The following is a 20,591-nucleotide window of genomic DNA, read 5'->3' as shown; positions in this document are numbered from 1 at the left end:
TCGCTTGCCGGCACCCCGGGCGCCGTCCGGTGTGCCCACCGGGATGGCTCAGCATAGTGCAGCTGAACTATGCTGAGGCGCATCGGTTGAGCAACCAGCCGCACCCGTGTCCGTGCGCGCTCTCCAGGTGGTGCTCCCAGCCTTTCCTTTTCCCCCAGGCCATCCGGCCGCATTGACCCGTTCGGCTGAACGCCGTCCGACGTCCGTGCCGCCGGCCTTCGTGCTGCGTCCATTGTGGACACTCCATTGTGGAATGCCTGTGTCGGGGTGTGCGGCGCGCGCCGAGCGGGTATGCCCCGGGCATGGATGCCGAGAGCCTGGTCGTCGTCGGCAGCGGGCCGGCGGGCGTGTCCGCTGCCCGCGCCTACCGGGAAGCGGGCGGCGCGGGGCCGGTCCGCCTGCTCACCGCGGACCCCCACCCGCCTTACGAACGCCCACCGCTGTCGAAGGAGTTCCTGCGCGGCGAGTCCGCCCTCCCCTTGCTGGAGAAGGACTTCCTGGCGGATCACGAAGTCGAAGTCACGCTCGGCGACCCGGTCACCGAGCTGGGTGACGGCCTGGTCCGCACGGCCGCCGGGGCGGAGCACCGGTTCACCACGTGCGTGCTCGCCACCGGCGCGGAGCCGGTCCGGCCGGGCATCCCCGGCGCCGACCACCCGGACGTGCGAACGCTGCGGTCGGCCGCCGACTCCCGCGAGCTGCGTTCGGCCGCGTCCGGAGTGCGCAGCGCGATCGTCGTCGGTGCCGGGTTCATCGGCTGCGAGGCCGCGGTCTCCCTGTCCCGCCTCGGGCTGCAGGTGACGGTCGTCTGCCCGGACGACGTCCCGCAGGAGAAGCGGCTCGGCCGGGAAGCGGGCGAATTCCTCTTGCACTGGCTCAAATCCGAGGGCGTGAGCGTCCTTCGCGGCACCAAGCTGCTGTCCGTCGAGAACGGCTACCGGGTCCGCACCGACCTGGTGCCGATCCTCGACGCGGGGCTGGTGGTGCTCGCCACCGGTGTCCGGCCGCGGATCGGGCTGGCCGAAGCCGCCGGGCTGACGATCGACCAGGGCCGCATCCGCGCCGACGAGCACCTCCGCACCAGCGCGCCGAACGTGCTCGCGGCCGGCGACGTCGCGTTCGCCCACAACCCGGCGGCGGGCCGCGCGCTGGCCGTCGAGCACTGGGGCGAAGGCCTCGCGATGGGCGAGGTGGCCGGGCGGACCGCGGCCGGCGAAGACGCCGCGTGGGACGAGGTGCCCGGGTTCTGGTCGGTGATCGGCGACCGGGTCCTCAAGTACGCCGCGTGGGGTGACGGCTTCGACCGCGCCCGCCCGCTGCCGCGCGACGGCGGCGGCTTCGTGGTCTGGTACGGACGCGACGGCAAGGCGGTCGGCGTCCTCACCCACGAGGCCGACGAGGACTACGAGCACGGCCGGGAGCTCATCCGGCGCGGCGAACCGGCGCCGGAGTCATAGCCAGTCCCGCTTCTTGAACAGCAGGTACAACCCGACCGAGAGCACCAGCACCACGGCCGTCGAAACCCAGAACCCGGCCGTCGTGCCGTTGCCCGGATAGGCGACGTTCTGCCCGTAGAACCCGGTCACCGCGGTGGGCACGGCGATCACCGCCGCCCACCCGGTGACCTTCTTCATGATCAGGTTCAGCCGGTCGCTCTGCAGGTTCAGCTGGGTCTCCCGGATCGTCGTGAGGCGTTCCCGCAGCGCCTCGGCGTGCTCGGCGGCCTGCCGCGCGTGGTCGTGGACGTCCTCGAAGTACGGGCGCGTGGTGTCGTCGGCCAGCCGCAGGTCCCGCCGCATCAGCGAGCCGAGGACGTCGGGCACGGGGCCCACGACCCGGCGCAGCGCGGTCAGGTTCTTGCGCAGCCGGAACGAGCGCCGCTGCAGTTCGCCGGTGTCCGGGCGGTCGTCGAACACCAGGTCCTCCAGCTGCTCGACCTCGTCGTCGAGGGCCTGGACAGCGTCGAAGTGCCCGTCCACGACGTAGTCGAGGAGGCCGTGCACCAGGAAGGGCACACCGGACTTCGCGAGGTCGGGTGCCTGGTCCCAGCGGCGCGTGACCGCGTCGATGTCGAAGCCGTCGTCCTTGCGGACGGTCACCAGCGCGCGAGGCGTGATGAACACGGCGAGCTCGAAGGTCGCCGTGCGTTCGGCCGCGGCGTCGAACCGGACCGCGTAGACGGTGAGGAAGGCGTGCCCGTCGTAGCGGTCGAGCTTGGGCCGCTGGTGCTCCTGGACGGCGTCCTCCACGGCGAGCCGGTGCAGGCCGAGCTCGTCGGCGAGTGCGGCGAGGTCCCCTTCGGACGGTGCGCAGAGGTCGACCCACACGGCGGTGCCCGGTTCGGCCAGGAAGTCCGAGACGTCCGCCATCGGGAAGTCTTCCTTGAGCAGCTCACCGTCGCGGTAGGCGCGGGTTTTCGTCATGGCCGGAGGATGCCCGGCGGTGAAAGCCTTCACACGCCCGCGTCATTCGTCGGGAACGTGGTAGCAGACGATCTTGTGAACGCACTGCTCGCGGAGACCCCGCCGAAGCCCCTGCCTCGCCCCGCACCACCGCGGTGGTCGGCGCCGAGCTGCGCTCGCTGCGCGCCGCGGGTGAACTCGACCTCCCGCTGCCCGGCGGCGAGCGGACCGCGGCACGCTGGGCGGCGCTGGCCGCGTTCGGCCGCCGCGATCTGACCCTGGCCCGGCTCGCCGAGGGACACGCCGACGCCGTCGCCATCCTCGCCGAGGCCGGCCGCTCCCCCGCCGCCGGCGCGCTCTACGGCGTGGGGGCGGCCAAGTCCGGCGGCACCGGCGCGGTCCTGAAAAAGGCGTACTGACCGGTACCGTCCGGTTCTGCTCCGGGCTCTCCCTGCTGGAACGGGGACGCGCACGCGCGGCTGCTCGCGCACCCGGCGTTCGAGCCCCTGGCCGAGCACGCCGACGAGCAGTTCCTGCTGCACGTGCTGAGGCGCCGATGAATCACGGCGCTGGGCGTCGTCGCGGCTGCGCGGCCGGGCCCCGGACGGCCTCGCGGCCCTCCTCCGCACCCTGGCCGAAGACACCGTCGCCTGACCCACCCGGCATCACCCGTGCTCAACCAGGCATCACCCGTGATTCAGCGGGCATCACCCGTGACTGGGCGGGCATCAGCCGTGATGCCCCTCCAATCACGTGAGATGCCCGCCCAATCACACGAGATGCCCCTCCAGACACGCGAGTTCCGCGTCCAATCACGCGAGTCCCGTCCCGGATCACGCGAGTTCCGCCTCCGGACACCGGCGGCGGGCCGGCTCCGCACGTCTCCGTTTGTAGAGGTCCTTCGTAGAGGTTGTCGCTGTCGCGCCCGGCCGGCCGCCGCGAGGATCACCCGTGCCGCCACTCCCGATGAGAAGGGCACCGGTGAGAGCCGCCTGGAGAATCCTGCTCGCCGTGCTCGTGGCGGCGTCCTCCCTTGCCGGGGTGCCGGCCGCCGCGGCGGGCGAGCAGACGCACGTCGTCCTGGTCGAGCGGGTCCGCGACACCGTCACGTTCGCCTGCGCGCACCACGGCGGCAAGATCACCTGCGTTCCCGCGCACCGGGCACGGCCCTACCTGACGGCCGTGGTCACAACCGGTCCAGCTCCGCTCGCACCTCGGCCACGCGCTCCGCACCGCCGTACTCCCGCAACAGCTCCAGCGCGTCCGTGAGCACCTCGCGCGCCCGCTCCCGCTCCTCCCGGCCCAGGTGTGCGCGGCCCAGCTCGGCCAGCGTCATCGCCTCGTACAGCCGGACGCCGGCCGCGCGCCAGAGGTCCGCGCTCCGGCTCAGCTCCTCGACCGCGACGTCGAACCGGCCCAGTTCCCGGTGCACGATCCCGATCCGCATCCGGCCGTACGCCATCCCGCGCACGTCGCCGGTTTCCTCGCCGACCGTCACCGCTTCGGACGCGTACGCCAGCTCACGCGCGCGGTCGCCTTGGCGCCCGTACAACACCGCCAGGTTGACCAGGGTGAGTGTCTCGACGTGCCGCAGCCCGAGCGACCGGTTGAGCGTCAGGCTCCGCTCACCGAAGCCGATGGCCGCGTCGACGTCGTCGCCGAGGCCGTACACGAAGCACAGGTTGTTGAGGGTGCCCGCCAGCTGACGCTCGTCGCCGATCGTCTCCCAGTCCGCGAGGCTCCGGCGCAGGAACGCGTGTGAGCGGCGGTAGCCGGCCGCTTCGCCGCCGTGCGCGAGCTCGGCCTCGGCGACCCCGAGGTCGTTGCGCAGCGTCGCGGCCGCGACCGGGTCGACGCCGTCGACCAGCTCCAGGGCCACTTCGTCGACCTGGATGGCGTCCCGCCAGCGTGCCCGCGCGCGGTGGTATTCGTACAGGCCGAGCCCGACCGCGGCGATCGCCTCGCGCGGCACCCCGGGCGTGGCGGCGGCCTGCCGCACGACCGTGACGAGGTGCGCCTGGTGCCGGTCGAGCCAGGCGAACACCTCCTCGGCGGACGCCGGTCCCGCGGCCGCCCACCGGCCGGCCGCCCAGTCGTGGCGGTGCGAAGCCGCCGACACGAGCGCCATGCTCTGCCAGGCCATCGCCGCGCAGAGCTCGACGACGCGGGTGATCGCCGCGGCCCCCTCCCCGGCCGGCACTTGCTCCCGCGCGTAGAGCCGGAGCAGGTCGTGCAGCCGGTACCAGCCCGGGGCGGGCGTGGTCAGGAGGTGCTCGTCGGTGAGCCGCTCCAGCAACGCCTCCGTCTCCGGCTCGGGCGCGTCGAGCAGCCGGCTCGCGACGGGCACCGACAGCTCCGGGACGTCGAGCAGGGACAGGAGCGGATACGCACGTGCCGTCGGATCGTCCAGCGCCCCGATGGCGAGCGCGAAGCTGGTCCGGACGCCCGTCTCGTCGAGGCGGCGGCGCTCGTCCTCGAGCCGGTGCGCGAGGTGGGTGACGGGCCAGCGCGGCCGGGTCGCCAGCCGCGCCCCGACCAGGTGCAGCGCGAGCGGCAGATAGCCGCACAGGCGTGCCACGTTCCGGGCGGCGGCGGGTTCGGCCGCGACGCGCTCGGCCCCGATCTCGGCCGCGAGCAGCCGCAGCGCGTCCGCCTCGGGCAGGACGTCGAGCAGCACCTGGTGCGCCTGCGGCAGATCCGTCAGCGCGACGCGGCTGGTGACGATCGCCGCCGAGCCCCCGGCGCCGGGCAACAGCGGCGCGACGTGGGCGGCGTCGCGGGCGTTGTCGAGCAGGAGCAGCACCCGTTTCGGGGCCAGCAGCGTCCGGAAGCGGGCCGACGCGGCGTCGAGCGACAGCGGTGTCGGCGGCTCGCCCCCGAGTTCGCGGATGAGCCGGTCGAGCAGGTCGAGGGGATCCGGCGGATCGGCGGCGTGCCCGCGCAGGTCCAGGTGCAGCGAGCCGTCGGGGAAGCGCCGGGCGAGGCGGTGGCCGGCTTCGAGGGCGAGCGCGGTCTTGCCGACGCCCGCCATCCCGGCGATCGCCACCACGACGCCTTGACGGGGTTCGCCGAGCAGTCCCAGTAGCCGGTCCAGCTCGGTGTCCCGGCCGGTGAACACGGCGATCCCGCCGGGCAGCTCCCGCGGGACGGCCTCGGTGCGAGCGGGGCTGCCGGGCCGCGCGGCCGCGGCGGCGAACTCGGCGCGGTCGTCCCCGGCCAGGCCGAGGGCGTCGGCGAGCCGGTCGAGGGTGTCGCGGTGCGGGTAGCGGCGGTCACCGCGTTCGAGCGCGCCGATCGCCTGGCTGCTCAGCCCGGACTTCTCGGCCAGCGCCTCCTGGGTCAGCTCCGCGGTCCGCCTGAGGTGGCGCAGCCGAGCGCCGAATGAATCCATGCTTGAGCCCCTCCTCCACGGACAAGGGTCACATGCCGGAGCGGGTGGGCGCCAGGAGTTCTTGATCGGGACGCTTTTCGGTGGCTTGGTTTGATGGGCGGTGCGTTTCTGGAGATACGGCTTCGCCGGGGCGTGGGAAATCGGCGCTTCTTGTCCTTGCTTGCCGCTCGGTGCCGGAGCGCCGATTCCCCACGCAACGATGTCCCTGCCGCGGGTTTGTTCGCACCTGATCGAGTGATGACATACGTTCGAATCTCGGTAATCTCGTTGTATGGACCGGGAAACGGTGTGGCAAGCGGATGCGGTGACCTTGGCCGACCGCATCTCCGCACTGCTCACTGTCGTGCGGTCTGCCGAGGCCGAAATCGGTTCTCTGCTGGCGGAAATCGAGTCCCGCGGCGTGATGGAACTCTTCGGATACCGTTCTGTCGCACGACTCTTCGAACACCTCGCCGACGTTCCCAAGGCTGCCGCCGAGACCGTGATCAAGCGAGCCCGCGCCCTCACCCCGAGCCACACCCTCGACGGCACTCCCATCCCCGCCTTGGCTCCCGCCACCGGCGCTGCCGCCTCGGACGGCAGGTTGAGCACCCCGATGATCGACACGATCGTCGGAGTGATGACCCAAATCGCTGCCGAGCACCGCGACGACGCCGAACAGCACCTGCTGTCCTTCGCCTCCGAGGCCGGGCACAAACAGGTCGCCGCCCTGGGCGCCCGCATCCTGGCTCACCTGGATCCCGATGGCGCCGAACCGGACGAGACCGAACCGGCCACACCCAGTCGCGAGTTGTCGTTGCGCCGCAAGAGAACCGGGTTCTGGGAGCTGAACGGTCGTTTCGATGACGAGACCGGCGCCCGAGCCAGCGCCCTGCTGGACGCTCTCGCCGAGCGTCACAGCACCGACGAGGGCCCGGACTTACGTTCGCCGTTGGAACGCTACGGCGACGCCTTTTCCGACGCGATCGACTTGGCTTTCAATTCCCCAGACCTGCCGATGCAAGCCGGTGAACGAGCCCACGTGATGGTGGCGGTGTCGTTGGCGGACTTGAAGTCGGGCATCGGCCAGGCCATGCTCGGCGACACTGCAACCACCTCCGCTGCCGGTCCGGCCGCCTTCGGCAACACCGACACCACCACGCCTGCTACCGGTCTCGCCGCCCTCGGCACCATGCCCGAGCCCAGCCTCGGCCGGGCCCTCCTCGGCGACCTTGGCACCATTTCCGCCGCCGAAGCCAGGATCCACGCCTGCGAACCGGTGCGCGCGGAAGCCCCGGGAGCGCACACCTGGGCTGACGTGACTCGCAGGGGTTTCCCCGCGCCTTAAATCGTATATCATTTGAAATATCCTCCCGTCTCAACAGACAGGAAACACGGATGACCAGCATCGCGCGGCCCGGCAAGATCATCGCGCTGCACCTCAACTACCGCTCCCGCGCCGCCCAGCGGGGACGTCTCCCCGAGCAGCCGTCCTACTTCCTCAAGCCGGGGACGTCCGTGGCCGCGAGCGGCACCGCGCTCGAACGGCCGGCCGGGACCGAACTGCTCGGCTTCGAAGGCGAGATCGCGCTGGTCATCGGCCGCACCGCTCGCCGTGTCAGTCCTGAACACGGCTGGTCCTACGTCGGGGGCGTCACCGCCGCCAACGACTTCGGCGTCTACGACCTGCGCTATGCCGACAAGGGCAGCAATCTGCGGTCGAAAGGCGGCGACGGCTTCACGCCGCTCGGCCCCTCGGTCCTGCCCGCCGCCGACGTCGACCCCGACGCGCTGCGGCTGCGTACCTGGCTCAACGGCGAACTCGTCCAGGAAGACACCACCTCTGACCTGCTGTTCGGCTTCGGCCGACTGGTCGCCGACCTCTCCCAGCTGATCACCCTCGAACCCGGCGACGTCGTCCTGACCGGCACGCCCGCCGGCGCTTCGGTCGCCGTCCCGGGCGACGTCGTCGAGGTCGAGGTCGACTCCGCCGGGCGCACCACCGGGCGGCTGGTCACGCCGATCACCGCGGGCACCGTCCCGTTCGGGCCGTACGGTGCGCTCCCCCGCGCCGACGAACAAGAACAGGCAGACGCTTACGGCACCATCAAGCCACGCTTCGAGCTGACCCCGGAACTGCGGGAGAAGATCGAGTCCGTCGGCACCGCGACGCTGTCCGCCCAGCTGCGCAAGCGCGGGTACGACGCCGTATCGATCGACGGGCTCACCTCCACGCGGCCGGGCACCCGGCTGACCGGCCGCGCCCGCACCCTGCGCTACCTGCCCTACCGCGAGGACCTCTTCGCAAAGCACGGCGGCGGCTACAACGCGCAGAAACGCGCGATTGACGGCCTCGGCCCCGGCGACGTCCTCGTCGTGGAAGCCCGCGGGGAACGCGGCACCGGCACCGTCGGCGACATCCTCGCGCTGCGGGCGCAGGTGCGCGGCGCCGCCGGGATCGTCACCGACGGCGGGGTCCGCGACCTCGCGGCCGTGTCCGCTTTGGACATTCCCACCTACCACGCCGGGCCCCACCCGGCCGTGCTCGGCCGCCGGCACGTGCCGTGGGACGTCGACGTCGCGATCGCCTGCGGCGGTGCGGCCGTCTGTCCCGGCGACGTCATCGTGGGCGACTCCGACGGTGTCCTCGTGATCCCGCCCGACCTCGTCGAGGAGGTCGCCGACGCGGCGATCGAGCAGGAGCGGCAGGAGACGTTCATCGCCGAGCAGGTCGCCGCCGGCGAGCGCGTCGAAGGCCTCTACCCGATGGACGAGCACTGGCGCGGCAAGTACGCCGCCTGGCTCGCGAACCACCACTGACCGGAGGACACCCATGCGATTCCGCTCCGATCCCCAGGCGATCCGCGGGTCGATCGCGCCGCTGATCACGCCGTTCACGGCCGACGGCGCGGTGGACCACGCCGGTTTGAAGAACCTCGTGCGCTGGCAGCTCGCCTCCGGCTCGCACGGCCTCTCGATCGGCGGCTCGACCGGTGAGCCGGGTTCGCAGACCGTCGCCGAACGCGCCGAGGCGATCCGCACGGTCGCCGCGGAGGTCGGTGACCGTGTGCCGTTCGTCCCGGGGACCGGCTCCGCGAAGCTCGACGAGACCCTCGAGCTGACCGCCGCCGCGCGGGACGCCGGGATCGACGCGGCGCTCGTCATCACGCCGTATTACGCACGACCCACGCAGGACGCGCTGTTCGTCTGGTACCGCACGGTCTGCCGCGAGTTCCCCGACCTGCCGATCGTCGCCTACAACGTGCCGAGCCGGACCGCCGTCGACCTCGCGCCGGAGACGGTCGCGAAGCTCCACCGCTCGTGCGACAACTTCGTCGGCATCAAGGAGACGACGAAGGACTTCGAGCACTTCTCCCGGGTGCTGCACCTGTGCGGACGCGAGCTGCTGGTGTGGTCCGGGATCGAGCTGCTCTGCCTGCCGCTGCTGGCACTCGGCGGCGCGGGGTTCGTCAGCGCGACGGCGAACATCGCCCCCGCCGCCTGCGCGGAGATGTACACCGCGTGGCAGTCCGGCGACCACGAACGCGCACGCGAGATCCACTACGGCCTGCACCCCCTCGTCGACCTGCTCTTCGTCGAGACGAACCCGGCACCCGGGAAGTGGGTCCTCGACCAGCGCGGGCTGATCACGTCCGGGCACGTGCGGCCGCCGCTGATCCCGCCGACCCAGGCCGGTCTCGCCCGGATCCGGGAGTTCATGGCGCAAGGCGAGAAGTACCTCTCGCCGACCGAAGGCTTCACCGTGGAGGGGAAGGCATGACCCACTACGTCCCGGAAGGACTGCCGGCCGAGCTGAAGCATTACATCGGCGGAGAGCTCGTCGACAGCGGCTCCGGCAGAACATTTGACGTGCTCGACCCCGTCTCGAACACGCCATATGCGACCGCGGCCGCCGGTCAGGCCGAGGACGTCGACCGGGCGGTCGCCGCGGCGCGCCGGGCGTTCACCGGCGGGCCGTGGCCGCGGATGCTGCCGCGGGCCCGCGCGCGGGTGCTGAACAAGATCGCCGACGCCGTCGAAGCCCAGGACGCCCGGCTGGCCGAGTTGGAGACGTTCGACACGGGCCTGCCGATCACCCAGGCGCTCGGGCAGGCGCGGCGCGCCGCCGAGAACTTCCGGTTCTTCGCCGACCTGGTCGTCGCCCAGGCCGACGACACCTACCAGGTGCCCGGGCGGCAGGTGAACTACGTGCACCGCAAGCCGGTCGGCGTCGCCGGGCTGATCACGCCGTGGAACACGCCGTTCATGCTGGAGAGCTGGAAGCTCGCGCCCGCGCTGGCGTCGGGGTGCACGGTGGTGCTGAAGCCGGCCGAGTTCACCCCGCTGTCGGCGAGCCTGTGGGCGGGGATCTTCGCCGACGCGGGCCTGCCGGAGGGTGTGTTCAACCTGGTCAACGGGTTCGGCGAGGAAGCGGGTGACGCGCTGGTCAAGCACCCGGACGTCCCGCTGATCTCGTTCACCGGCGAGACCACGACCGGGCAGACGATCTACCGCAACTGCGCCACCGGGCTCAAGGGCATGTCGATGGAGCTGGGCGGCAAGTCCCCGGCGATCGTGTTCGCCGACGCCGACCTCGACGCCGCGCTCGACTCGACGCTCTTCGGCGTGTTCTCCCTCAACGGCGAACGCTGCACCGCGGGCAGCCGCATCCTCGTCGAGCGGCCGATCTACGACGGGTTCTGCGCCCGGTACGCCGAGCGCGCGAAGAACATCGTCGTCGGCGACCCGCACGACCCGGCCACCGAAGTCGGCGCGCTGGTGCACCCCGAGCACTACGCCAAGGTCATGAGCTACGTCGAGCTGGGCAAGTCCGAGGGCCGGCTGCTGGCCGGCGGCGGCCGTCCACCCGGTTCGGACGAGGGCAACTACGTCGCGCCGACCGTGTTCGCCGACGTCGCGCCGGACGCGCGGATCTTCCAGGAGGAGATCTTCGGGCCGGTCGTCGCGCTGACCCCGTTCGACACCGAAGCCGAAGCGTTGTCCCTGGCCAACGACGTCAAGTACGGGCTGGCCGCCTACCTGTGGACGTCGAACCTCGAGCGGGCGCACACCTTCGCGCAGTCGGTCGAGGCCGGGATGGTCTGGCTGAACTCGCACAACGTCCGCGACCTGCGGACGCCGTTCGGCGGGGTCAAGGCGTCCGGCCTCGGCCACGAAGGCGGCTACCGCTCGCTCGACTTCTACACCCACCAGCAGGCCATCCACGTCTCGCTCGGGCCGGTGCACACGGCCCGGTTCGGCAGCGTCCGGAAAGGACAGTCATGACCGCGGCTCCCCCGGACGTCCTCCGCTGCGCGTACGCCGAGCTCGTCGTCACCGACCTCGCGGCGTCGCGGGCCTTCTACGTCGACGTGCTCGGGCTCGTGGTCACGCACGAGGATTCCGAAGCGCTGTACCTGCGGGCGTTCGAGGAGTACCTGCACCATTCCCTGGTGCTGCGCAACGGCCCCACGCCCGCGCTGGCCGTGCTGGCCTATCGCGTGCGAAGCGCCGCGGACATCGATCTGGCCGAGGCGTACTACCGCGCGCTCGGCTGCCGGGTCGAGCGGAGGCCGGCGGGCGCGACGCGCGGCATCGGCGAGGCGGTGCGGGTCGTCGACCCGCTCGGGTTCCCGGTGGAGTTCTTCCACGCGGCCGAGCACGTCGAGCGGTTCACGCAGCGCTACGACGTCCACGGCGCGGGCGCGCTGTCGCGATTGGACCACTTCAACCTCGACACCCCGGACGTCCCGGCGGCCCGGAAGTACTACGAGGGTCTGGGTTTCCGCGTGTCGGAAGACATCCAGGACGAGGACGGCACGGTGTACGCGGCGTGGATGTTCCGCAAGCCGACGGTGCACGACGTCGCCCTGACCGGCGGCGACGGCCCGCGGCTGCACCACATCGCGTTCGCGTCCCACGAACGGCACCAGATCCTGCACATCTGCGACCACTTGGGCGCGCTGCGCAAGCCGCGCCTGATCGAGCGCCGCCCGGGCCGCCACGGCGTGTCGAACGCCTTCTACCTCTACGTCCGCGACCCCGACGGGCACCGCGTCGAGATCTACACGCACGACTACTACACCGGCGACCCGGACAACCCGGTGATCACCTGGGACGTGCACGACAGCCAGCGCCGCGACTGGTGGGGCAACCCGGTGGTGCCGAGCTGGTACACCGACGCGTCGGTGGTGCTGGACCTCGACGGCGCGGTCCAGGAGGTCGTCGCCCGGGCCGAGCCGCGCGAAGCCGACGTCACCGTCGGCGCGGACGGATTCTCCTTCGGCGCCGGGAAGGCCGAGTTCAAGTTAGGCGAGCAGGTGTGAGAACCACGCGCGCGACCGGTCGAGGACGTCGATCTGGTGGCCGCGTTCACGGAACGAGTGGCCCTCGCGCGGGTAGACGACGAACTCGTGCTCCCGGTCGGCGAGGGCGCGGTGCAGGAGTTCCGCCTGCGAAAGCGGGACGTTGGTGTCGTCCTCGCCGTGCAGGATGAGCACGGGCGTGCGGATCCGGTCGGCGTGGGTGATGGGGCTGTTCTCCGTGCCGCCGAGCGCCGCTTCGAACCGGGAGTGCTCGCCGGTGGCGGCCAGCAGCGGCCAGTCGATGACGCCCGCGAGCACGACGGCCGCGGCGAAGCGGTCGGTCTGCGTGACGGCCCAGGCGGCGAGGAATCCGCCGTGGCTCCCGCCGCCGATCCCAAGCCGGGTTTCGTCGGCGACGCCGTCTCGCACGAGGAGGTCGATCCCGGTGAGGAGGTCGGTGAACTCCGCGCCGCCGACGTCTCCGGCGACACTGGCGGCGAATGCGTGGCCGTGGCCCGTGCTGCCCCGAGGATTCGGGAGGAAGACCGCGAAGCCGGCGGCGGCGAGCCACTGGCCCGAGGGGTACCAGCCGAGCTGGAAGCGGTCGGCGTACCGGTCGGTGGGTCCGCCGTGGGCGAGGGTGACCAGCGGGAACGGGCCGTCGGTCTTCGACCTTCCCGGCGGGAGGATCAGGATCCCGTCGAGGTCCAGGCCGTCCGTGGCCCGGTACTGCAGCCGGTGCTGGGTGCCCCAGGTTCCCTCCGGGGCGATTCTGCTGACACGTCGCAGGTCGTGGGGCGGGCCGGCGTGGACTTCGTCGGGTTCGGTCCCGGTGCTCGCGACCACGCCGATCACCCGGCCGTCGCGGCTGGCGGTCAGCGAGGTGCCGTGGACCCGGGCGACTTCCGTGAAGGTGACGTCGAGGCGGCGGACGGTCGTGTCCAGGCCTTCGGCGAACAGCGCGAGGGGCGGGCCGTCGTCGACCTGGACGAGCCCGGTCGGGCAGATGGTCATGCCCTCGGTGAGGTTCTCGTCGCCGTCGAAGACCGCGGAGCCGCCGACCAGGCCGGGCGGGGTCAGGCCGAGGTAGGCGAGGTGCCACGCGGTGCCGTCGTGCCACCAGACCGGGTCGGCGGCTTCCAGGGCCGGGGTGCCGAGGTCGCGGGTCGCCCCGGTGCCGGGGTCGACGACGTGGCGGCCGGGTTCGAAGACCCCGGGCTCGCGATCGGCGCACGACCAGGTGAAGACGGCGAGCGCTGCCCCGTCCGGGCGCACGGCGACCTCCCGGACGTGCCGGTCACCGAGGGTGCCGAGCGGGCGGAGGATGGCGGTGGTGAGGTCGAGCAGCCAGAGCCGGTCGGGGCGGGCCTGGGTGTCCCAGACGGGAGACGGGCTCGGGTGGTCGCGAGGGCCCTCGGTGCCCGGGGTACCGGGTCGATCCGCGCCGGTCTCGGCAGCACCACCCCGAGGGCGGTCGAAGCCGGTTCCGGTGGCCCGCCGGTCGGGACGGGCTTCCGATCCTCCCGCCGGCGAGCCGGCCGACGCCAAGCTCGAAACCGGCCGGTCCTCGCGCGGCCGGACGACCCGGACCCGCGGATCAGCGGCCCGGTCGGCCGCGTCCGGCGCGATCACCACGACCGACTCCGAGCCCGGCAGCGGCGCGTGATCGCTGATCCCCGCACTCCACTGCGTCAGCCGCTCGGGGCTGCCGCCGGCCATGTCGATCCGGTACAGCTGCGCCGTTCCGCGCTCGTCGCGGTCCGACAGGAAGAACACCGAACCGGAGTCCGCGGCCCATCGCGGTGCGCGGTGCTCGGCCGGGCCGCCCGCCAGCTCCCGGGCGGGTGCGCTCCCGTCGGCCGGGGCGAGCCACAACCCGCTGACCGGGTGCTCTCCCGTCCGGCCCACCGGCGCCACGACGTACACGACCCATCGCCCGTCCGGAGACATCCTCGGCTCGCGCGGCACCAGCCGGTCCACCACGGTTTCCGCCGTCAGCACTCGCTCGGCCCCCCACTCGTCTCGTGGGCCCCAGTGTGCCGGAAGTGGACCTAACCGTGTGTGGGAGTGAGCGCCGCCAGCAGTTCCTCGTGGTCGCCCGGCTCGCGCAGCGCCGGCGCCTCGAGCGTTCCGGCGTCCGGGTCGCCCGCGCGGACCGCCGCCAGGAAGCGGACCACCGCGCGCGGTTCGGGCAGGACCGAGCCGCCGAGGTAGGCCAGCACCGTCGCGCCGTCGCGGTCCTCGATCGCCGCCGCCCAGCCGTGGGACTCGTCCCAGACCAGCGCCAGGTCGTTTCCGGGGAACCGGGTCAGGCGCCAGTCGAGCGCGATGTACGCCGCCGCGGGCGTTCCCGCGTCGAGGGTGCAGGACTCGAGCCCGACCCCCACCGCGCGGGCCACCGCCGCCAGGTACCCGCGCAACCCCCGCTCGAACGAGAACTCCGTGTCGCGTCCGAAATCGATCAGAATGCTCAACGCCGCCTCGCTTTCCCCAGGCCGCCGCGGGATCCCCGCGGTCCGTCCTCCGGATACCCACCTCCGCCGTGGTCAATCGCGAAGATCCGATGTTCATGCCCGACAGCACAGTGCGCCTGCCCTCCCCGTGAGGCAGGATCGAGACGTGACCATCGAACAGGCCGGGGTGCCCGAAGCCCGGCCAAGCCCGGCCTTCCCCGAACACGAAGCCCGCGTCGACGCCTTGCGGCGGCAGCTCACCGCGATCAGCGGCGAAGCCACCGTCCGGCTCGCGAAGCGGACCTCCAACCTCTTCCGCTCCCGTGCCGCCGCGAAACACCCCGGACTGGACGTTTCCGGCTTCACGCACGTACTGCGCGTCGACCCCGAAAGCCGCACCGCCGACGTCGAAGGGATGGTCACCTACGAACAGCTCGTCGACGCCACCCTGCCGCACGGCCTGATGCCGCTGGTCGTCCCGCAGCTCAAGACGATCACCCTCGGTGGCGCGGTCACCGGGCTCGGCATCGAGTCCTCGTCCTTCCGCAACGGCATGCCGCACGAGTCGGTGCTCGAACTGGAGATCCTCACCGGGGACGGCCGGATCGTCGTCGCCACCCCGGACAACGAGCACGCCGCGCTCTTCCGCGGCTTCCCGAACTCCTACGGCACCCTCGGCTACGCTCTGCGCCTGAAGATCGTCCTCGAACCGGTGAAGCCGTTCGTCGAGCTGCGGCACGTGCGCTACCACGACCGGGACACCTACTTCCGCGCCCTCACCGAGGCCTGCGACAGCGGCGAGCACGACTTCGTCGACGGCACCGTGTTCGGTCCCGGCGAGCTCTACCTGACCCTCGCCAAGTTCGCCGACACGGCGCCCGCGACCAGCGACTACACCTGGCTCGACATCTACTACCGCTCGATCCGGACGCGCGAGACCGACCACCTCACCGTCCGCGACTACCTCTGGCGCTGGGACACGGACTGGTTCTGGTGCTCCCGCGCGTTCGGCGTCCAGCACCGGCTGCCGCGGCTGCTGCTCGGCCGCCGGTTCCTGCGGTCCTCCGTCTACTGGAAGGCCGTGGCGCTCGACCGCCGGTTCAAGATCGCGCAGCGGCTGCTCAAGCTCCGCCGCCTGCCGCCGGAAGAGACGATCGTGCAGGACATCGAGGTGCCGGTCGGCCGCGCCGCGGAGTTCCTCGAGTTCTTCGAGCGGGAGATCCCGATCAGCCCGGTGTGGGTCTGCCCGCTGCGGCAGCGGCCCGGCGGCGTGCGGTGGCCGCTCTACGAGCTGGACCCCGAAGCGCTCTACGTCAACTTCGGGTTCTGGTCGGCCGTGCCGCTCGACCCCGGTGAGCGCGACGGCGTGCACAACCGGATGATCGAGAGCGAGGTCACCCGCCTGGGCGGGCACAAGTCGCTCTATTCGGACAGCTTCTACGCCGAAGACGAGTTCTGGCGGCTCTACAACGGCGACACCTACCGGGAGCTCAAGCGGACCTACGACCCGGCCGGGCGGCTGCTCGGCCTCTACGAAAAATGTGTCCGCCGCCGGTGAAAGGAACGAACGTGAACCAGGCAAGCACCCCGGTCGGCGAGGTCTTCGAGCGCCTGCTCGGCCCCCGCGCGACCGTGTCGATCAGCGCCTACGACGGCAGCAGCAGCGGCCCGGCCGACGCGCCGGTGGCGATCCAGGTGCGTTCGCCCCTGGCGCTGGACTACCTGATGTCCTCCCCCGGGGACCTCGGGCTCGCCCGCGCGTACGTCGCCGGCGCGCTCGACGTCACCGGTGACCTCTACACGGCGCTGCACGCGCTGTCGGCCCAGGTCGACCAGCTCACGCCGGCCGACCGGCTGTGGCTGCTGCGCAAGCTCGGCGCCCGTCACCTGCGGGTCGTGAAGCCGCCCGCCGAGGAGCACCCGAGCCGGCTCCGGCGCGGGATGACCGCGCTGCGGCACTCGAAGGGCCGCGACAGCGAGGCCATCGCCAGCCACTACGACGTGTCCAACCGGTTCTACGAGCTGGTCCTCGGCCCGTCGATGGCCTACACGTGCGCGGTGTTCCCCGAGGCCGATGCCTCGCTGGAGGAGGCGCAGGAACACAAGTTCGACCTGGTCTGCCGCAAGCTCGGCCTCAAGCCCGGGATGCGGCTGCTCGACGTCGGCTGCGGCTGGGGCGGGATGGTCGCGCACGCCGTCCGGCACTACGGCGTCGAGGCGCTCGGCGTCACGCTCTCGCGCGAGCAGGCCCAGTGGGCGCAGAAGAACATCGTCTCGCTCGGCCTGGCCGACCGCGCCGAGATCCGCCACCTCGACTACCGGGACGTCACCGAGACCGGCTTCGACGCGATCTCGTCGATCGGCCTGACCGAGCACATCGGCGCCCGCAACGTGCCCGGCTACTTCCGGTTCCTCGCGGCCAAGCTCAAGCCGCACGGGCGCCTGCTCAACCACTGCATCACCAACCCGGACACCAGCGTCGCGCACCGCTCGCGCGGGTTCATCGACCGCTACGTCTTCCCGGACGGCGAGCTCGAGGCGCCCGGCGAGCTCGTCACGGCCATGCACGACGCGGGCCTGGAGGTCCGGCACTCGGAGAACCTCCGCGAGCACTACGCCCTGACGCTGGCCGGCTGGTGCGCGAACCTCGACGAGCACTGGGACGAGGCGGTCGCCGAGGCGGGCGCCGGCCGCAGCCGCGTGTGGGCGCTCTACCTGGCGGCCTGCCGGCTGGCCTTCGAGCGCCGCGAGATCGAATTGCACCAGATCCTGGGCGTCCGGACCGACAGCGAGGGCGGGATGGGCATGCCGCTGCGCCCCGATTGGGGAGTTTGACCACCGGGGCTGGCCAAGTCCGGACCGGGAATGGGAGGATGGTCCCGAGACCGGGCGTCCGAACGGGACGCCCAGGCTCACTAAAAAAGAGTAGGTATGGGTATGGCTCAGGGCAGTGTCAAGTGGTTCAACGGTGAAAAGGGCTTCGGCTTCATCGCGCAGGACGGCGGGGGTCCGGACGTGTTCGTCCACTACTCCGAGATCCAGGGCAGCGGCTTCAAGTCGCTGGACGAGGGTCAGCGCGTGGAGTTCGAAATCGGCCAGGGCCAGAAGGGCCCCCAGGCCCAGCGCGTGAGCGTCATCTGAGCCACGAGGCACCGAAGGCCCTCGCCCCCTCACCGGGGCGGGGGCCTTTCTCGTTGGCGCCACACTGCGGGTTCACAACATTCCTGTAACGTGGGTGGTGTCGAGAGCCCCTCGGATGCCGGTGTCCCGCCGGTCCCGCTCCCGACCGGTGGCCCGTCCAGGCGATCGCCCGCAGGAGTGGCGAAGCGCCCGGCACACCGTAAGACCGCCGGCCCTGAGTGTTCCCGCTCCCCGGCCGCCGCGCGTGAGCCCGGACTCCCGCTCCGCGCGCGCTGACTTCGACTTCGAAACGAGTACTGCATGACAGCCTCCCTGAAGGCTCGCCGACCCGTCGCCAAACCCGTGCTTTCCGGCCGCCAGACCGTCGCCGAGCTCATCACCATCCGCACGTTCCTGCTGGTCCCGTTCCTCGCGCTCGCCGCGGCCGTCCCGGTGTTCTGGGGCTGGGGCGTCAGCTGGCTCGACCTCGCCATCGGCGGCGCGTTCTTCGTGGTGTCGACGCTCGGCATCACCGTCGGCTACCACCGCTACTTCACCCACGGCGCGTTCCGCGCGAAGCGGGCGCTGAGGATCGCGCTGGCCATCGCCGGCGGGCTCGCGGCGCAGGGGCCGGTGATCGGCTGGGTCGCCGACCACCGCCGTCACCACGCGTTCTCCGACCGCGAGGGCGACCCGCACTCGCCGTGGCTGTTCGGCACGTCCCCGGTCGCCCTCGCCCGCGGCTTCTGGCACGCCCACATGGGCTGGCTCTTCGGGCGCGACAAGACGAACGTCGACCGGTTCGCCCCCGACCTCGAGGCCGACCACGACATCCGCGTCGTCGACCGGCTCTTCCCGGTGTGGGTGGTGGTGAGCCTGGCGCTCCCGGCGCTGCTCGGCGGGCTGATCACGCTGTCGTGGTGGGGCGCCCTCACCGCGTTCCTCTGGGCCGGCCTGGCGCGGATCTCGTTCCAGCACCACGTGACGTGGTCGGTGAACTCGATCTGCCACATGATCGGCGAACGCCCGTTCGCCAGCCGCGACCGCTCGGCGAACTTCTGGCCGCTGGCGATCCTGTCGATGGGCGAGTCCTGGCACAACACCCACCACGCGGACCCGACGTCGGCCCGCCACGGCGCGCAGCGCGGGCAGATCGACATCTCCGCCCGGGTGATCTGGGCGTTCGAGAAGCTCGGCTGGGCGTGGAACGTCCGGTGGCCGACCGCCAAGCGGCTGGCCGCGCTGGCCCGCTGACGAAAGGCCGCCGAAAGTCCTTGCCTCCGCGGCGGCGCCGGGTGATCTTGGCCCCATGGACGCGGTGGCCCTGACCTTCGACGACGGCCCGTACCCTTCGACCACGCCGGCGCTGCTGGCCGCGCTCGAAGGGGTGCGGGCGACGTTCTTCCTGTGGGGCGAGCACGCCGCCGCGCACCCGGCGCTGGTCGGGGAGATCGCGGCCGCCGGGCACGTGATCGGCAACCACACGTGGACCCACCCGTACCTGACCGGCCTCTCCGCCGACGCCCGCGACCAGGAGATCCGGCGGACGCAGGACCTCCTGGTTTCGCTGACCGGGGTGCGCCCGGTGCTGTTCCGGCCGCCCTACGGCGACACGGACGACGCCGTCCGGGCGACAGTGTCGTCCGTGTCGCACGGGCTCACCGAGGTGCTGTGGACCGTCGACACCCGCGACTGGGCGGGCGCCTCCGCGGACGAGATCGTGGCCGCGGCGTCGCGCGCCGAGCCGGGCGGCGTCGTGCTGATGCACGAAGGCCGGCCGGCGACGGTCGAAGCGGTCCCCCGGATCCTCGCGGACCTCGCCACGCGCGGCCTGCGGCCGGGTCCGGTGCCCGACGTAATGCCGTGAAGGGCACCTTCAGGGACTTCGCGTCCCTGAAGGTGCCCTTCACGGCGTCGGCTCAGGGGTTGATGCGCAGGTACGCGGGCTTCGGACGCAGGTTCTCGTCGAACAGGCAGGCCGCTCCCTCACCCGGGAACACATCCGGGACCCACGAATGCCGGTCGGTGAAGCCCCACGTCGTGAACTCCACGCACCGCCGGACCGCCTGGCAGCCGTCCCACAGCCGGTCGAAGTAGGTCGCCTGCGTGTCGAGCTTCGCCGCGTCCGGCGGGGTCGGGATCCGGACGTCCGCCTCGGTGATCGCCACGTCCACGCCGAGCTTCGTCAGCCGGGCGAGGTTCTCGCGGTACTCCGCCGGGAAGCCGTACTGGATCGACAGGTGCGCCTGGACCCCGACGCCGCCGATCGGGACGCCCTGGCGCCGGAGCGTCTTCACCAGGTCGTACACCGCGTCGCTCTTCGGGTTGATCCCTTCGATGTTGTAGTCGTTGATGTAGAGCGTCGCCGACGGGTCGGCCGCGTGCGCCCAGCGGAAGACGTCCGCGACGAACCCGTCGCCGAGCTTCTGCCGGAAGACCGTGTCACGCCGTGTGCCGTCCTCGTTGAAGATCTCGTTGACGACGTCCCAGGCGCGGATCTTTCCCTTGTACCGCTTGACTTCCGTGGTGATGTGGTCGCGCAGGACGCGCCGCAGCTCGCCGGCGGGCAGCGCCGCCACCCAGTCCGGCAGCTGGGAGTGCCAGACGAGCGTGTGGCCGCGGACGGTCTTGTGGTGCGTTTGCGCGTACCGGACGATCGCGTCGGCGCCCGACCAGTCGTACTGGCCGCGAACCGCTTCGACCGTGCCCCATTTCATCTCGTTCTCGGGCGTCACGTTGTCGAATTCACGGGTGAGCACGGCCCGGTAATCGGCTTCGTCCGCCAGGTACGCCGCCGCCACCGCACTCCCGACGTAGCGGTGGGTGATGTCTTTCAGCGGAACGGCCGCCGAAGCCGCCGGCGCCTGCCACACGGCAATGCCCGCGACGACCGCGGCCGTCAGCAGGGCACGTTTAATAGGAATACTTCTCAGCATCTCTT

General features: G+C 71.8%; 17 protein-coding genes. 12 read left to right on the top strand and 5 right to left on the bottom strand.

The genetic code is table 11. The features are described 5' to 3' along the window. Positions 1–302: 302 nt before the first annotated feature. Complete coding sequence (locus ACZ4TR_RS08100) at positions 303–1,457, top strand: NAD(P)/FAD-dependent oxidoreductase (protein ID WP_465286353.1); 1,155 nt, start codon at positions 303–305, stop codon at positions 1,455–1,457. On the opposite strand, the gene ACZ4TR_RS08095 is transcribed toward ACZ4TR_RS08100, so the two are convergent. Further along, positions 1,452–2,423: a magnesium transporter CorA family protein gene (locus ACZ4TR_RS08095; RefSeq protein ID WP_465286352.1), complete on the bottom strand. Its 972-nt coding sequence runs from the start codon at positions 2,421–2,423 to the stop codon at positions 1,452–1,454. The two genes, ACZ4TR_RS08100 and ACZ4TR_RS08095, sit on opposite strands and share 6 nt — an antisense overlap. A gap of 134 nt (positions 2,424–2,557) precedes the next feature. On the opposite strand from ACZ4TR_RS08095, the gene ACZ4TR_RS08090 reads away from it, so the two are divergent. Next, positions 2,558–2,821: a hypothetical protein gene (locus ACZ4TR_RS08090; protein WP_465286351.1), complete on the top strand. Its 264-nt coding sequence runs from the start codon at positions 2,558–2,560 to the stop codon at positions 2,819–2,821. 767 nt (positions 2,822–3,588) lie between these two features. Here the strand turns inward: ACZ4TR_RS08090 and ACZ4TR_RS08085 are convergent. Further along, the gene (locus tag ACZ4TR_RS08085) at positions 3,589–5,793 is read right to left on the bottom strand and encodes a helix-turn-helix domain-containing protein (RefSeq protein ID WP_465286350.1); all 2,205 of its coding nucleotides are present in this window, start codon (positions 5,791–5,793) and stop codon (positions 3,589–3,591) included. 271 nt (positions 5,794–6,064) lie between these two features. Here ACZ4TR_RS08085 and ACZ4TR_RS08080 point away from each other — a divergent pair, with 271 nt between their 5' ends. The 5 genes from ACZ4TR_RS08080 to hpaD are packed head-to-tail and all read left to right on the top strand — an operon-like array spanning position 6,065 to position 12,098. Then, a complete protein-coding gene (locus tag ACZ4TR_RS08080; protein WP_465286349.1) occupies positions 6,065–7,120 on the top strand; it encodes a DUF222 domain-containing protein in 1,056 nt (351 codons plus the stop codon). Positions 7,121–7,170: 50 nt separating this feature from the next. Next, a complete protein-coding gene (locus ACZ4TR_RS08075) occupies positions 7,171–8,592 on the top strand; it encodes a fumarylacetoacetate hydrolase family protein (protein ID WP_465286348.1) in 1,422 nt (473 codons plus the stop codon). Between the two features lie 13 nt (positions 8,593–8,605). After that, a complete protein-coding gene (gene dapA, locus ACZ4TR_RS08070; protein WP_465286347.1) occupies positions 8,606–9,553 on the top strand; it encodes a 4-hydroxy-tetrahydrodipicolinate synthase in 948 nt (315 codons plus the stop codon). Next, positions 9,550–11,058: a 5-carboxymethyl-2-hydroxymuconate semialdehyde dehydrogenase gene (gene hpaE, locus ACZ4TR_RS08065; RefSeq protein WP_465286346.1), complete on the top strand. Its 1,509-nt coding sequence runs from the start codon at positions 9,550–9,552 to the stop codon at positions 11,056–11,058. The genes dapA and hpaE overlap by 4 nt, the downstream gene beginning before the upstream one ends. Next, positions 11,055–12,098 carry a 3,4-dihydroxyphenylacetate 2,3-dioxygenase gene (gene hpaD, locus ACZ4TR_RS08060; protein ID WP_465286345.1) on the top strand — a complete coding sequence of 348 codons (1,044 nt, stop codon included), beginning with the start codon at positions 11,055–11,057 and terminating at the stop codon, positions 12,096–12,098. Before hpaE ends, hpaD begins: the two co-directional genes overlap by 4 nt. Here hpaD and ACZ4TR_RS08055 read toward each other — a convergent pair. Both ACZ4TR_RS08055 and ACZ4TR_RS08050 read right to left on the bottom strand, forming a co-directional pair. After that, positions 12,081–14,078 (bottom strand): S9 family peptidase, encoded by a 1,998-nt coding sequence (locus ACZ4TR_RS08055; protein ID WP_465286344.1) that lies wholly within the window; start codon positions 14,076–14,078, stop codon positions 12,081–12,083. The genes hpaD and ACZ4TR_RS08055 overlap by 18 nt on opposite strands. Positions 14,079–14,128: 50 nt before the next feature. Continuing rightward, positions 14,129–14,551, bottom strand: coding sequence for a DUF6292 family protein (locus ACZ4TR_RS08050; protein WP_465286343.1), 423 nt, complete (start codon positions 14,549–14,551; stop codon positions 14,129–14,131). A gap of 145 nt (positions 14,552–14,696) precedes the next feature. Between ACZ4TR_RS08050 and ACZ4TR_RS08045 the strand changes: the two genes are divergently transcribed. From ACZ4TR_RS08045 to ACZ4TR_RS08025, 5 genes are all read left to right on the top strand, one after another. Then, positions 14,697–16,088, top strand: coding sequence for an FAD-binding oxidoreductase (locus tag ACZ4TR_RS08045; protein ID WP_465286342.1), 1,392 nt, complete (start codon positions 14,697–14,699; stop codon positions 16,086–16,088). Beyond that, the gene (locus ACZ4TR_RS08040) at positions 16,070–17,365 is read left to right on the top strand and encodes a class I SAM-dependent methyltransferase (RefSeq protein WP_465286341.1); all 1,296 of its coding nucleotides are present in this window, start codon (positions 16,070–16,072) and stop codon (positions 17,363–17,365) included. Before ACZ4TR_RS08045 ends, ACZ4TR_RS08040 begins: the two co-directional genes overlap by 19 nt. A gap of 102 nt (positions 17,366–17,467) precedes the next feature. Next, positions 17,468–17,671, top strand: coding sequence for a cold-shock protein (locus ACZ4TR_RS08035; protein WP_004558414.1), 204 nt, complete (start codon positions 17,468–17,470; stop codon positions 17,669–17,671). A 300-nt stretch (positions 17,672–17,971) separates the two neighbouring features. Beyond that, on the top strand, positions 17,972–18,904 hold the full coding sequence (locus ACZ4TR_RS08030) for an acyl-CoA desaturase (protein ID WP_465286340.1): 933 nt from the start codon (positions 17,972–17,974) through the stop codon (positions 18,902–18,904). A gap of 55 nt (positions 18,905–18,959) precedes the next feature. Beyond that, entirely contained in the window at positions 18,960–19,517 is a 558-nt protein-coding gene (locus tag ACZ4TR_RS08025; protein WP_465286339.1) for a polysaccharide deacetylase family protein, read from the top strand. A gap of 52 nt (positions 19,518–19,569) precedes the next feature. Here the strand turns inward: ACZ4TR_RS08025 and ACZ4TR_RS08020 are convergent, their stop codons facing one another. Further along, a complete protein-coding gene (locus ACZ4TR_RS08020) occupies positions 19,570–20,586 on the bottom strand; it encodes an endo-1,4-beta-xylanase (protein ID WP_364522771.1) in 1,017 nt (338 codons plus the stop codon). Between the last annotated feature and the right edge of the window lie 5 nt (positions 20,587–20,591).

Source organism: Amycolatopsis sp. NPDC028719, assembly GCF_055565395.1.
The sequence above is the reverse complement of the archived record's forward strand: the minus strand, read 5'-3'. Positions and strand labels throughout refer to the sequence as shown.

Bases quoted from the DNA above. Each gene is read 5' to 3' on its own strand.
- ACZ4TR_RS08100 (WP_465286353.1), top strand. From the start codon at position 303: ATGGATGCCGAGAGCCTGGTCGTCGTCGGCAGCGGGCCGGCGGGCGTG.
- ACZ4TR_RS08095 (WP_465286352.1), bottom strand. From the start codon at position 2,423: ATGACGAAAACCCGCGCCTACCGCGACGGTGAGCTGCTCAAGGAAGAC.
- ACZ4TR_RS08085 (WP_465286350.1), bottom strand. From the start codon at position 5,793: ATGGATTCATTCGGCGCTCGGCTGCGCCACCTCAGGCGGACCGCGGAG.
- ACZ4TR_RS08080 (WP_465286349.1), top strand. From the start codon at position 6,065: ATGGACCGGGAAACGGTGTGGCAAGCGGATGCGGTGACCTTGGCCGAC.
- ACZ4TR_RS08075 (WP_465286348.1), top strand. From the start codon at position 7,171: ATGACCAGCATCGCGCGGCCCGGCAAGATCATCGCGCTGCACCTCAAC.
- dapA (WP_465286347.1), top strand. From the start codon at position 8,606: ATGCGATTCCGCTCCGATCCCCAGGCGATCCGCGGGTCGATCGCGCCG.
- hpaE (WP_465286346.1), top strand. From the start codon at position 9,550: ATGACCCACTACGTCCCGGAAGGACTGCCGGCCGAGCTGAAGCATTAC.
- hpaD (WP_465286345.1), top strand. From the start codon at position 11,055: ATGACCGCGGCTCCCCCGGACGTCCTCCGCTGCGCGTACGCCGAGCTC.
- ACZ4TR_RS08040 (WP_465286341.1), top strand. From the start codon at position 16,070: ATGTGTCCGCCGCCGGTGAAAGGAACGAACGTGAACCAGGCAAGCACC.
- ACZ4TR_RS08035 (WP_004558414.1), top strand. From the start codon at position 17,468: ATGGCTCAGGGCAGTGTCAAGTGGTTCAACGGTGAAAAGGGCTTCGGC.
- ACZ4TR_RS08030 (WP_465286340.1), top strand. From the start codon at position 17,972: ATGACAGCCTCCCTGAAGGCTCGCCGACCCGTCGCCAAACCCGTGCTT.
- ACZ4TR_RS08025 (WP_465286339.1), top strand. From the start codon at position 18,960: ATGGACGCGGTGGCCCTGACCTTCGACGACGGCCCGTACCCTTCGACC.
- ACZ4TR_RS08020 (WP_364522771.1), bottom strand. From the start codon at position 20,586: ATGCTGAGAAGTATTCCTATTAAACGTGCCCTGCTGACGGCCGCGGTC.